This is a genomic window from Ruegeria sp. SCP10 (assembly GCF_040329495.1).
Taxonomy (GTDB): domain Bacteria; phylum Pseudomonadota; class Alphaproteobacteria; order Rhodobacterales; family Rhodobacteraceae; genus Ruegeria.
Genome location: NZ_JBDZYF010000001.1, coordinates 1,080,611 through 1,093,647 on the forward strand (window position 1 = coordinate 1,080,611; position 13,037 = coordinate 1,093,647).

At 58.5% G+C, this 13,037-nt stretch carries 12 protein-coding genes; 6 read left to right on the plus strand and 6 right to left on the minus strand.

Annotated features, from left to right (window positions below):
• The first annotated feature begins 2 nt into the window (after positions 1 to 2).
• From glmS to ABLN87_RS05540, 4 genes are all read left to right on the plus strand, one after another.
• Positions 3 to 1,826 (plus strand): glutamine--fructose-6-phosphate transaminase (isomerizing), encoded by a 1,824-nt coding sequence (glmS, locus tag ABLN87_RS05525; RefSeq protein WP_353008156.1) that lies wholly within the window; start codon positions 3 to 5, stop codon positions 1,824 to 1,826.
• 8 nt (positions 1,827 to 1,834) lie between these two features.
• Positions 1,835 to 2,182 (plus strand): hypothetical protein, encoded by a 348-nt coding sequence (locus ABLN87_RS05530; RefSeq protein WP_353008157.1) that lies wholly within the window; start codon positions 1,835 to 1,837, stop codon positions 2,180 to 2,182.
• Between the two features lie 61 nt (positions 2,183 to 2,243).
• Positions 2,244 to 2,786, plus strand: a complete 543-nt coding sequence (locus ABLN87_RS05535) for a pyridoxamine 5'-phosphate oxidase family protein (RefSeq protein ID WP_353008158.1) — start codon at positions 2,244 to 2,246, stop codon at positions 2,784 to 2,786.
• Position 2,787: 1 nt separating this feature from the next.
• Positions 2,788 to 3,480 carry a DNA alkylation repair protein gene (locus ABLN87_RS05540; RefSeq protein WP_353008159.1) on the plus strand — a complete coding sequence of 231 codons (693 nt, stop codon included), beginning with the start codon at positions 2,788 to 2,790 and terminating at the stop codon, positions 3,478 to 3,480.
• On the opposite strand, the gene ABLN87_RS05545 is transcribed toward ABLN87_RS05540, so the two are convergent.
• Complete coding sequence (locus tag ABLN87_RS05545; RefSeq protein WP_353008160.1) at positions 3,468 to 3,893, minus strand: hypothetical protein; 426 nt, start codon at positions 3,891 to 3,893, stop codon at positions 3,468 to 3,470. The two genes, ABLN87_RS05540 and ABLN87_RS05545, sit on opposite strands and share 13 nt — an antisense overlap.
• Before the next feature lie 90 nt (positions 3,894 to 3,983).
• Here ABLN87_RS05545 and moaA point away from each other — a divergent pair, with 90 nt between their 5' ends.
• The gene (gene moaA / locus ABLN87_RS05550) at positions 3,984 to 4,991 is read left to right on the plus strand and encodes a GTP 3',8-cyclase MoaA (RefSeq protein ID WP_353008162.1); all 1,008 of its coding nucleotides are present in this window, start codon (positions 3,984 to 3,986) and stop codon (positions 4,989 to 4,991) included.
• Between the two features lies 1 nt (position 4,992).
• Complete coding sequence (locus ABLN87_RS05555; protein WP_353008163.1) at positions 4,993 to 6,324, plus strand: 3-deoxy-D-manno-octulosonic acid transferase; 1,332 nt, start codon at positions 4,993 to 4,995, stop codon at positions 6,322 to 6,324.
• 42 nt (positions 6,325 to 6,366) lie between these two features.
• Here the strand turns inward: ABLN87_RS05555 and ABLN87_RS05560 are convergent, their stop codons facing one another.
• From ABLN87_RS05560 to ABLN87_RS05580, 5 genes are read right to left on the minus strand one after another with little or no spacing between them, the layout of a single operon-like run.
• Positions 6,367 to 7,530: a M20 aminoacylase family protein gene (locus ABLN87_RS05560; protein WP_353008165.1), complete on the minus strand. Its 1,164-nt coding sequence runs from the start codon at positions 7,528 to 7,530 to the stop codon at positions 6,367 to 6,369.
• Positions 7,531 to 7,547: 17 nt separating this feature from the next.
• Complete coding sequence (locus ABLN87_RS05565; RefSeq protein ID WP_353008166.1) at positions 7,548 to 8,711, minus strand: M20 aminoacylase family protein; 1,164 nt, start codon at positions 8,709 to 8,711, stop codon at positions 7,548 to 7,550.
• 15 nt (positions 8,712 to 8,726) lie between these two features.
• Positions 8,727 to 9,893 carry a M20 aminoacylase family protein gene (locus tag ABLN87_RS05570; RefSeq protein WP_353008167.1) on the minus strand — a complete coding sequence of 389 codons (1,167 nt, stop codon included), beginning with the start codon at positions 9,891 to 9,893 and terminating at the stop codon, positions 8,727 to 8,729.
• Between the two features lie 25 nt (positions 9,894 to 9,918).
• Complete coding sequence (argE, locus tag ABLN87_RS05575; protein WP_353008168.1) at positions 9,919 to 11,085, minus strand: acetylornithine deacetylase; 1,167 nt, start codon at positions 11,083 to 11,085, stop codon at positions 9,919 to 9,921.
• 5 nt (positions 11,086 to 11,090) lie between these two features.
• Positions 11,091 to 12,911 carry an ABC transporter ATP-binding protein gene (locus ABLN87_RS05580; protein WP_353008169.1) on the minus strand — a complete coding sequence of 607 codons (1,821 nt, stop codon included), beginning with the start codon at positions 12,909 to 12,911 and terminating at the stop codon, positions 11,091 to 11,093.
• Positions 12,912 to 13,037: the final 126 nt, after the last annotated feature.

Consider the following 13,037-nt stretch of genomic DNA (forward strand, 5'->3'; position numbering starts at 1 on the left):
TTATGTGTGGAATTGTAGGTGTTCTGGGGCAGCATGAGGTCGCCCCTATTTTGGTTGAAGCGCTGAAACGGCTGGAATATCGCGGCTATGACAGCGCCGGTATTGCCACTGTGAATGACGGAGCGTTGGGGCGTCGCCGGGCGGTAGGCAAGCTGGTCAACCTGAGTGACCTGCTGGTCCACGATCCACTGCCCGGCAAGTCCGGGATCGGCCATACCCGCTGGGCTACCCATGGCGCGCCATCGGTCAACAACGCCCACCCGCACAAGGCCGGTCCGGTCGCCGTTGTACACAACGGCATCGTCGAAAACTACCGCGAACTGCGCGCCGAACTGGCCGAAAACGGGATCGGATTTGAGACCGAGACCGACACCGAGACCGTGGCCCTGATGGCCGAACACTTGCTGAATTCAGGCCTGTCTCCGGTCGAAGCGGCGTTCAAGACCATCGATCAGTTGGAAGGTGCATTTGCGCTGGCCTTTCTGTTTGACGGCCAGGATGACCTGATTGTCGCAGCGCGCAAGGGCTCACCCTTGGCCATCGGGCATGGAGATGGAGAGATGTTTGTGGGGTCCGACGCCATCGCATTGGCCCCTCTGACAAACAAGATCACCTATCTTGAGGAAGGCGACCGCGCGGTGTTAACCCGCACCTCGCTTGAAATCCGCAATGAGGCCGGTGAATTGGCCAATCGGGAAATGCGCAAGATCAAGCTAGATCATGCGCGGGCCGATAAGGGCGAGCACAAACATTTCATGGCCAAGGAAATCGCCGAACAGCCCGTTGTCGTGGCTGAGGCGATCCGGTCTTACCTGCCAACAGGCGGTGACCGGGTGGTTTTGCCAGATATCGATCTGGATTTCACAAAGCTGGATCGCCTGACCATGGTGGCCTGTGGAACCGCGTTTTACGCCTGCCTCACAGCGAAGTACTGGTTCGAACAACTGGCCAAAATGCCGGTCGAGGTCGATATCGCCAGCGAATTCCGCTATCGCGAACCCCCGATCAGCGAGCGCACCCTGGCGCTGTTCGTGAGCCAGTCGGGCGAAACCGCCGATACGCTGGCTGCACTGCGCTATTGCGAAGGTAAGGCTGACAAGATCGTCTCTGTTGTTAACGTCCCCGAAAGCTCGATCGCACGGGAAAGCGATGTGGCACTGCCCATCCACGCAGGTATCGAGATCGGTGTCGCCTCGACCAAGGCCTTCACCTGCCAGCTCAGCGTCTTGCTGATGCTGGCGCTCAAAGCAGCCGCCGACCTTGGCACCCTGACCGATGAGGAACTGGCCGATCACGCCGCCGCCTTGCGTGGGCTGCCCTCGGTTCTGAACTCGGCGCTGGATCAAAATCGCGCCATCCGCAAATCCGCCCAGCGATTGTCCGAGGCGCGCGATGTCCTGTTCTTGGGGCGCGGCCTGATGTACCCGCTGGCGATGGAAGGCGCGCTAAAGCTGAAGGAAATCAGCTATATCCACGCCGAAGGGTATGCATCAGGTGAGCTGAAACACGGCCCCATCGCGCTGATCGACAAGCATATGCCGGTCGTGGTGATGGCACCGAAAGATACCGTGTTCGACAAGACCGTGTCCAATATGCAAGAGGTCATGGCGCGCAAGGGAAAGGTCATTCTGGTCTCAGACGATGATGGCATCGCCGAGGCCGAGGACGGGGTTTGGAGCACGATCCGAATGCCGCATATCCACCCCAGCCTTGCCCCGATCCTGTATTCTGTCCCCGCACAGCTGCTGGCCTATCACACGGCGGTGGCCAAGGGCACGGATGTGGATCAGCCGCGCAATCTGGCAAAGTCAGTGACGGTGGAATAGGCGGGAATATGGTTCAGCAGGACGCAATTGCGCAAGTGATGTCCCTGATGAGTGCTTCGCGCGCAGAGTACGAGCGTTATCTGGCACAAGGCAAAACCTTTGGTCCTGCGCGGGCGTTGCGCGCGACCAACCAACAGGTGCTGGATTTCATCGAAGGCACTCCATTCAAAGCCGCCCCTGAACTGATGTCGGCGCTGGAAGACCTTCAAGAGCATTTGCGGGATTGGGCCCGAATCTGGGATCAAGAGGCCAAATTGCGCGCCCCGGCAGATGAGGACGAATTCATATTCACAGGGTACAAAACCTATCCCAGACATCTGGATGCCCTGCTCGCAGAACGGCGCTCAATCTCCTGAGTGCTGGACGGCCCATCCGTACGCGCTTAGGTTTGCCGCAACCCCTTACCCGGAGCGCATCATGGCCAAGCAATTCCCGCAACTCGATCCGCCGCATCAGGCCTTTATCGAAGATCAGCACATGTTCTTTGTCGGAACCGCTGGGTCTGAGGGGCGAGTCAATATCTCGCCCAAGGGGATGGATTCCCTGCGCGTTCTGGACCCCAACCGGATCATCTGGATGAACATGACCGGCAGCGGCAATGAAACGGCGGGGCATCTGCTGGACGTCAATCGCATGACCCTGATGTGGTGTTCCTTCACCACCCGCCCTTTGATCCTGCGCGCCTATGGTACCGCCAGAACTTTCCACATAGGCGATGAAGGTTGGGATGAGTTGGCCCGGCATTTCCCCACCCATCGCAGCGCCCGCCAGATTTATGACCTGAACATTGATATGGTTCAAACCTCCTGTGGCTACGCGGTGCCCTTCATGGAATACACTTCGGAACGCGACACCATGCAGAAATGGGTTGATGGCAAGTCTGATGACGACATCCGCGCCTATTGGGCGGACAAGAACCAACAGACGATCGACGGCAAACCCACAGGAGTCCCCGTCTGAGATGCCAATACTTGATCCCTATCTGGCCCAGATCAAAGCCCATGCCGATCCTGAACGCGGTGCCCAGATGGCAGCCTATCACAAGGCGGACCGCCCCTATCTGGGCGTCGCAAACCCCGTTCTGAATGATCTGACAAGGGCTTGGCGGCAAGAGCTGGATGTACCCCAGCGCGTACAGTTGGCGGATGAGCTGTGGCAGTTCAATACTCACGAAACCCGTCTCGCCGCCTCAAAGCTCCTCACCCAGGCGCGTATCAGACCGGATGACGCCGTCTGGGAGCTGCTGCAAAGCTGGCTGCCGGATTTCGATGCATGGGCCGTGGCCGATCATGCGGCTATGGCTATGCAAAAACGGCTGACGGCCGAGCCCACCCGGCTGGATAAGGTCGAGATTTGGACAACATCAGATCACATGTGGACGCGCCGCGCCGCTTTGGTGGCCACCCTGCCCTGGACCAAGCAAAACCACCCCAAACCTGATGATCTGGACCGCCGGGATCGCATACTGCGCTGGGCTGTAAGCTATGTGCCAGATCGCGACTGGTTCATCCAGAAAGCCATCGCCTGGTGGCTGCGTGAACTGTCAAAACACGATGCCCCGCGCGTTGTCGCGTTTCTGAAGCAACATGGCCCGGCGATGAAACCCTTTGCGCGGCGGGAAGCCGGGAAGTACGTGAAAGATCAGTTGGCGTAGACGTCAACCTCAACCAGCGCATCCAAAGGCACCAGAAGTGTACGCATCGCGTCCAGTGACAACTGGCTGCCGCCCCCTTCGGGCCCCCGCGACGGTATAAGTGTGATATATGCCTGCGCCCCGGTTCGGGGCACAACCACACGCGCAGTGACTTCGGTGTCCACAAGCGACGTTTGCATCCAGCGACCGGGTGTTGAGGGGTCCCCAAGAACAGCGGTGGTGGATTTGGCACCGACCCAGTTTGGTCGCGTCGTGACCGGCTCAGTTTCGGGTGCGGCCTCAGCCGCTTCGGGTTCTGCATTGGCCTCTGTCTCGGGCGCGGCCTCGCTGCGCCCAAACACACGATCCGTCGTCGTCCGCACTGTTTCGCAGCCAGCAAGCAGAACACACAGGAAAACAAGAACGTACTTCATGCACAACACCTACAGCCCTCAAACAATCTGTTCCAGCCCAAAGCGCGTTAGCCCCTTGCCGTGAAGGGGATACCAAATTACCTATATCGCATGACTGCTCCGCTGATAGATCCCTTCGCACGTGCCATCACGTATCTCCGCGTCTCGGTAACGGACCGCTGCGATTTCCGCTGCGTCTACTGCATGTCCGAGAACATGACCTTTCTGCCGAAGAAAGATCTTCTGACCCTGGAAGAGTTGGACAGAATGTGTTCGACCTTTGTGAATCTGGGCGTTCAAAAGCTGCGGATCACCGGGGGTGAACCTCTGGTGCGTCGCAACATCATGAGTTTCTTCCACTCCATGACGCGGCATCTGGACAGCGGCGCGCTGAAGGAACTGACGCTCACAACCAATGGCTCGCAACTTCATCGGTTTGCCGATGATCTTTATGCCGCCGGAGTGCGGCGTGTTAACGTCTCTCTGGATACACTGGATGAAGACAAGTTCGCCAAAGTCACCCGTTGGGGCCGCCTGAAACAGGTGTTAAACGGGATTGATGCGGCGCAAAAGGCCGGTTTGCGGGTGAAGATCAACGCGGTTGCTTTGAAGGGTTTCAACGAACCCGAACTGCCCCGCATCACCGAATGGTGTGCCGAACGCGATATGGACCTGACCTGGATCGAGGTGATGCCCATGGGCGATATCGGCAACGAGGATCGTCTGGATCAGTACTGGTCGCTGAAGGACGTGCGCAAGGAATACGAAAACCACTATGCGGTCACCGATCTGGCCGAACGCACCGGTGGACCCGCGCGTTATGTAAGGTTGGAAGAAACTGGGCAGAAGATTGGGTTCATCACGCCCCTGTCCCATAATTTCTGCGAAAGCTGCAACCGGGTGCGCCTGACCTGCACGGGTGAGCTTTATATGTGCCTCGGCCAGGAAGACATGGCCGACCTGCGCGCCCCGCTGCGTGACCACCCTGACAGCGAAGCGCCTTTGGAGCATGCGATCCGCGCCGCCATCAACCTGAAACCCAAAGGCCATGATTTCGACTATTCCCGCCAAGCCGTTGATGGCCAGATGACGCGTCATATGAGCCATACGGGCGGCTAGGATGCCCGACCATCGCCCCGGTCGGCCGACGCTGCTGTATCATCTCTACTGCGGAATCATTGCTGTCGCAGCGCCCTTGTTGTGGCGCACCGTGCGCCGCAAACTTGAAGCTGCAGGTGTTCCAAACAAAAGACAGCAGGAACGGCTGGGTCATGCGAGCCTACCGCGACCCTCTGGCCGGCTGATCTGGTTTCACGCGGCCAGCGTTGGCGAAAGCCTGTCGGTCCTCAGCCTGATCAGACGGATAGGCAAGCTTTTGCCCGATGCCGAGTTTCTGATTACATCCGGCACGCCCACATCTGCCGCGCTAATTGAGAAACGCCTGCCCCCCCGGACACGGCATCAATACCCGCCTCTGGATACGCATGGCCCTGTAATGCGCTTTCTCTCACACTGGAAACCCGATGCGGGCGTGTTTGTCGAAAGCGAAATCTGGCCTCAGCTGATCGTCGAAAGCGCCAGGGCCGGCGTGCCACTGGCCCTGCTGAACGCCCGTCTTTCGCAGAAATCAGTCGAGGGTTGGAAAAAGCGGCCCAAAACTGCGCGTTTCATATTGGACAGTTTTTGTCTCTTCCTGACCCAGAATGACCGAACCGCAGCCAATCTGATCGAGATGGGTGCCAAACCCGAGGACGTGAAACCCGGCACCAACCTCAAAGCCATGGCCGATCCGTTGGACATCGACGAACAGGCGCTGTCCGACATCCGCACGCGAATCGCAGGCCGCCCTGTCTGGATCGCCAGTTCTACCCATGAAGGCGAAGAGGAAACCGTGTTCGCAGCGCATAAAACTCTGCTTGAACGCTGGCCCGATTTGCTCCTGCTTCTGATCCCGCGCCATCCGGAACGCCGCGACGACATCGCCGCGCTTCTAAAACAGGCCGATCTCACAGCCGCATTCCGCGCCAAAGGTGAAGCGATTAGCGACCAAACTCAAATCTATGTCGCCGACACGCTAGGTGAAACCGGCACGTGGTACGCGCTTTGCCCCATCGTGTTCCTTGGCGGGTCGTTGAAAGAGATCGGCGGCCACAATCCATTCGAACCCACCCAAGCCGGGGCCGCGGTCCTCACCGGCCCGGGCTATTTCAACTTCGCCGAAACCTTTGCCCCCCTGGTCGAGAGCGGAGGCGCAATCGAAGTCCAAACCGCCCAAGACCTCTCCGATGCTGTTGCAACCTGGCTATCCGACGACGGCGCCCTGACCACCGCGCGCAGCGCTGCCCAAACCTGCGTCAGCACTCAAAAAGACGCGCTGAACCAGGTCGCAGAAACGCTCTGCACGCACCTGAATCTTACCCCAAAGGCGCAGGATCCCTCTTCATCTGGCTAAAAATATCCCGGGGGTGTGGGGGCAGAGCCCCCACCATCGCCATCAGGCCGCCGGCATCCGCTGCTCGACAATCTCAGCCCACCAGCTGCACCCGGCGGGAATGGCCTCGTCGTTAAAATTGTATTCCGGATGATGCACCATGGCCGTGTCGCCATTGCCCACCAGAATATAAGCACCCGGGCGTTCCTCAAGCATGAAGGCAAAATCCTCACCCCCCATCACCAAAGGTGCATCTTCACAGTCACCGGACACAGACCGGGCCACATCTGCAGCAAAGGCGGTCTGCTCGTCACTGTTCACCATGACCGGGTAGCCGCGGATATAGGTCACGTCCGCGGTGCCGCCGAACGTCGCCGCCACGCCGTTGCAAATCTCGTTGATCCGCTTTTCGGCCAGATCGCGCATCTCTTTGCTCATCGTGCGCACAGTGCCTTTGATCTGCACCGTCTGCGGGATCACGTTGAACGCCTTCGACGATGTCTCGAACGAGGTCACCGACACCACCACCTGATCAATCGGGTCCGCATTGCGCGAGGCAATGGTCTGCAACGCCAGCACCGCCTGCGCCGTCATCACGGTTGTATCCACCGTCTCTTGCGGTTTCGCCGCATGGCCGCCGCGCCCTTCAAAGGTGATGTCGAACTGATCGGTGGCAGCAAAGAACGAGCCCGGACGGATCGCGAAGCTGCCAACCGGTTTACCCGGCCAGTTGTGCATTCCATAGACTTCCTGAATGTTCCAGCGGTCCATCATACCGTCTTCGCACATCTCGCGACCACCGCCACCTCCCTCTTCAGCGGGCTGGAAGATTACGACAACGGTGCCGTCGAAGTTCCGCGTTTCCGACAGATACTTCGCAGCCCCCAACAACATCGCCGTATGGCCATCATGCCCACAAGCATGCATGGCCCCATCTGTTTTTGAGGCATAGTCCAGACCTGTCGCCTCGTGGATTGGCAACGCATCCATATCCGCGCGCAGGCCAATGACCTTGCCTTTGCTGTCAGACTTGCCCTTGATCACACCCACGACGCCGGTGCGGCCAATTCCGGTGACCACCTCATCACAGCCGAACTCTTTCAGCTTCTCCGCAACCATTGCGCTGGTACGATGCGTTTCGAACAGAATTTCGGGGTTCTCGTGCAAATCCCGTCGCCATTCGGTGATTTCGGCCTGCAATTCGGCAAAGCGGTTCTTAACTGGCATCTCTTCTCTCTCCTATTTCAAGCCGCCGGCATCCGGCGCTCGACCATTTCGGCAAACCACGAGCATCCGATTGGAATAATCTCGTCGTTGAAATTGTATTCGGGGTGGTGCAGCCCGGCGCTGTCGCCGTTGCCCAGAATGATGAAGGCCCCAGGACGTTCTTCCAGCATGAACGAGAAATCCTCGCCCCCCATCACCATAGGAGCCACGCCGCAGCTGCCACCAACGGCAATCGCGGCCTCTTCGGCGTAGCCGGTTTGTTCTTCGGCGTTGATCGTGACCGGAACGCCTTTGTTGTAGGTCACGGTCGCGGTGCCGCCCATCGTTGCTGCGATGCCGGTGGCAACTTCGGTCAGCCGCTTTTCAATCATGGCGCGCATCTCACTGGAATGGGTGCGCACCGTTCCCCGCACGCGAGCCGATTGCGGGATCACGTTGAACGCCTTCGATGATGTCTCAACTGAGGTCACAGACAAAACACTCTGTTCAATCGGGTCCGCGTTGCGCGCGACAACCGTTTGCAGCGCCACGATCAGCTGAGACAGCATTACCGTAGTATCCACCGTCTCCTGCGGTTTGGCCGCATGCCCGCCATGACCTTCCAAATGAATGTCAAACTCGTCCGCCGCCGCCAGCAACGGGCCCGAGCGGATGGCAAATTGGCCGGTGGGCAGGCCCGGCACATTGTGCATCGCATAGACTTCCTGAATGCCAAACCGGTCCATTAGCCCGTCCTGACACATGGCCTCGGCCCCATTGCCACCCTCTTCGGCAGGTTGGAAAATCACAACCGCAGTGCCGTCGAAATTGCGTGTTTCGGCCAGGTATTTCGCAGCCCCAAGAACCATCGCTGTATGACCATCATGCCCGCAGGCATGCATCGCATCAGGCGTTTTCGAGGCATAGTCGAGCCCGGTCTGCTCCTGCATGGGCAGCGCATCCATGTCCGCCCGCAACCCAATGGCCCGACCTAGCGTATCGGTTTTACCTTTGATCACGCCAACCACACCGGTACGACCAATGCCGGTGACCACCTCGTCACAACCGAATTCTTTCAGCTTGTCAGCCACCAACGCACTGGTGCGGTGGGTGTCGTAGAGGATTTCGGGGTGTTCATGAATGTCACGCCGCCAACCGGTGATCTCTTCATGCAGCTCTGCAAGGCGGTTTCTGATCGGCATGGCATTCTCCCTATGTTAGGCGATGGGCAATCGTCGTTCCACAAGCTCGGCAAACCAGCTGCAGCCGGCGGGAATCGCGTCGTCATCGAAATTGTATTCCGGGTGGTGGCACATGGCCGTATCCCCGTTTCCAACAAAGATGTAGGCTCCGGGCCGTTCTTCAAGCATGTAGGCGAAATCTTCTGACGGCATGATGGGATCGGTGCTGTCATTCACCTTGCCCGCCACAGCGGCGGCAGCTTCGGCGGCGTATCCTGTTTCCGCCTCGGAATTCACCGTCACCGGATACCCAGGCGTCCATGTTACCTGTGCGGTCGCACCAAAGGCCGAGGCCGTGTCTTCGGCAATCCGGCGCACACGTTCCTCGGCGATGGCGCGATATTCGGGGTCAAGCGTTCGTACCGTGCCCTTTAGCCTGACCGTATGTGCAATCACGTTCGAGGCCACGCTGTCCGTCTCGAACGTGCCAACCGTCAGGACCACCCGCTTGATCGGATCGACAGTTCGCGCCACAACCGACTGCAAAGACACAACAATATGCGAAGCAACGAGCGTTGTATCGACGGCTTCATGCGGGGCTGCAGCATGTCCACCTTTCCCCGTCACAACGATCTCAAACTCATCGGACGACGCGAGCAACGCACCGGGCCGGATCGCGAACTCGCCCACTGGAAGGCCGGGCATATTGTGCATGCCATAGACCTCGTGAATGCCCCAACGGTCCATCAAACCGTCCTGACACATGGCCAACCCCCCGGCCCCGCCTTCTTCGGCCGGTTGAAAAATCAGCACCACAGTGCCATCAAAGTTCCGCGTCTCTGCCAGATATTGCGCCGCCCCCAGCAGCATCGAGGTATGGCCGTCATGCCCACAGGCGTGCATCTTTCCGGAGACGGTCGAGGCGTAGTCCAATCCCGTCGCCTCTTCGATCGGCAAGGCATCCATATCTGCGCGCAGCCCGATCACGCGACCTTTGGTATCCGTGCGGCCCTTGATCACAGCAACAACACCGGTTTTGCCGATGCCGGGCGTGATATCATCGACGCCAAACTCTTTCAGGCGGTCGATCACAAAACCCGCAGTCTCGTGGACGTCATACATCAGTTCGGGATGCATATGCAGATGGCGGCGCCATTTGGTGATCTCATCCTGCATCTCGGCAAGTCTGTTTTTTACCGGCATCGGATGCCTCCTTTCAAAGGGCTGGTCAGCCTGAAAGTTTATCGACCAGCCGCTGCATGAACGCGTGCCCTGCTTCGAACTGCGCGACCGAGATAAACTCGTTCGGTTGATGCGCCTGTGCGATGTCGCCAGGGCCACAGATAACCGCCGAATAGCCTGCTTCCTGAAACTGACCCGCTTCGGTGCCGTAGCTGACCACGTGGCTGGCATTGTCACCGGTCAGAGCGCGCACCAGAGCTTCAGCCTCACCATCCTGCTCGGGCACCAGACCGGGGATCGAGAAGTTCTCGGAAATCTCAATACGGGCCTCGGGATGTACGACCTGCATCCGCGTCTCAACCGCGCGCACCTGCTGGAAATACGCATCTCGCCAGTCGGCCTTGGCCTCATCCGGGACTGTGCGGAAATCCAGCATGAAATGGCAATCCTTGGCCGTGATGTTGTGAGCAGTACCGCCTTCGATCATACCCACATGAACGGTGGTCCACGGTGGATCAAACACCGCTGCCGTGTCACTTGGCGTCGCGGCCCGGTTGCGGGCGTTCTGTTCATTGGCCCAGTTGATCAGAGGCGCAGCCTCCATGATCGCATTGACGCCTGTATGCATGATCGAGCTATGGACCTCGAACCCGATCATATGCGTGTCATAACCAAAGCCGCCCTTGTGACCCGTGACAGCCTGCATCACCGATGGCTCACCGACAATTACAGCCGACCCTTTGGGCAGAACTTTCTGCATCGCCTCAATCATGGGCGGTGCTCCGGTGCAACCGACCTCTTCATCAAAGCTCAGCGCCAATTGCAGCGGGCGTTTTAGATCGGCATATTGAGCCTCGACCAGGGCCCAGATGGCCAGCGCGTCAAATCCCTTCATATCGCAGGTGCCGCGGCCAAAATATTTGCCGTCTTTCTCAGTCACAACAAACGGGTCGGTATCCCAGGGTTGCCCGTCGACTGGCACCACATCTGTGTGGCCAGAAAGGACGACCGCGCCTTCCTCCCAAGGACCCACATGCGCGAAGATCGCTGCCTTGTGCGGTTGGTTCGGGTCAGGCCAGCGATGCGCCTTGATCCCGTGCTCGCCCAGATATCCTTCGACCCAATCGACCAGCGGCAGGTTGCTTTCGCGGCTTACAGTTGGAAACGAGATCAGCTTGGTCATGATCTCAAGCGGCGTCAGACGCTGTGCCATGTGGGTCAGTATCCGCCATCCGTGGTCAGGATAAAGTGCCCGGGTTCGACCTCGCGATACGCAGACGGTTCCGGCTTGTAGTCAATCGGATGAATGGGCGACGGGATCGGTTTGAAATTCAAGTCTTTTTCCGATTTTCGCTGATTTGGATCAGCAATCGGCACAGCCTTCATCAGCGCCTGTGTATAGGGGTGCTGCGGGTTTTCGAATACACGCGCGCGCGGTCCAAGTTCCACGATGCGCCCCAGATACATAACGCCCACATAGTGGCTGACACGCTCGACCACGGCCATGTCGTGGCTGATGAACAGGTAGGACAGGCCAAGTTCAGATTGCAGCTCCATCATCAGGTTCAGAACCTGAGCCTGCACAGATACATCCAGCGCCGAAACCGCCTCATCCGCGATGATCAGTTTGGGGTTCAGGGCCAGTGCACGGGCGATGGCAATCCGCTGACGTTGACCGCCTGACATCTCGTGCGGGAAGCGACGCATGAAGCTGCGAGGCAATTGTACCTTGTCGAACAGTTGCGCGACCCGGTCCTGCAATTCCGACCCTGAGGCGACGCCGTAGTTGCGCATCGGCTCGGCCACCTGATCGACCAGTTGCATCTGCGGATTGAGCGAGGCAAATGGGTCCTGAAAGATCATCTGCATATCCAGCCGTGCCTTGCGTAGGCCGGACGGATCCAGTTTCATAATGTCGACGCCGTCCAGATTGATCTCGCCCGCCATAGGCTCGACCAGCCGCAGGATCGAGCGTCCAGCCGAGGATTTTCCACACCCCGATTCGCCCACAAGGCTCAGCGTTTGTCCCCTGTTGAGGGTAAAGGACACATCTTCGACCGCATGAACGTTCGAGATAGTACGACGTAGCAAGCCACCTTTGACCGGGAACCGCGTTGTCAGATTGTTGACGGTCAGCAGAACCTCTTCGGTGCCCGGAATGGGGGCGATGTTCTGCCCTTCGACCCCCAGCAGTTTCATGGGTTCAGGCGCGGATTTGCCGCGCATCTCACCCAGCTTCGGCACCGCCGCCAGCAGCGCTTTGGTGTAGTCATGCTGCGGGTTCTCGAAGATTTCTTTTACGGTGCCCTCTTCAACCTTGTTTCCGCGGAACATGACGACAACCCGATCGGCCATCTGCGCCACCACGGCCATGTCATGGGTGATGAACATCACCGCCGTACCTGTTTCCCGCTTCAACCGGTCCATCAATGCCAGAATCTCGGCCTGAATGGTCACATCCAACGCGGTCGTGGGTTCGTCCGCGATGAGCAAACGTGGCTCGCACGCCATCGCCATCGCAATCACAACACGCTGTCGCATGCCACCCGACAATTCATGGGGGTACTGTTTCAAACGACGCTCAGGTTCAGGGATTCGAACCTGACGCAGCAGCTCAAGCGCGCGCTCCTCGGCCTGCGCCTTGGACATTTCTTTGTGGATGCGCAGCCCTTCGGTCAGCTGGCGTCCGACCGTGAAAACCGGGTTCAGCGCTGTCATCGGCTCCTGAAAGATCATCCCGATCTCATTGCCGCGAATCTGTTTCATCAGATCCTGATCGGCGTTTGATAGGTCCATCTCTTCGCCGTCGCGGCGGTCAAACAGTAGCTCTCCACCCGCGATTTCACCGCCACCAAACTCAACCAGACGCATCAAAGACAGTGAGGAAACCGATTTCCCTGAGCCAGATTCGCCAACGATACAAACGGTTTCGCCAGGATTTACTTCGAACGAGACATCCTCGACACCCACCACGGGGCCATCTTTCGTTTGAAACTCGACCCGCAGTTTTTTGATCTGTGCAATAGGTTGATCCAGCACGCACGCGCTCCTGTTGGTAGTCTTTTTTTGTTCGGATGCCCGACGCTAAGGCGGCAAGGCAGGAAAAGTCAAACCCGTTGCCATTTTTCCCGACGGCAACCCTTGCTTTTTTCCAGAGTTCTGTTT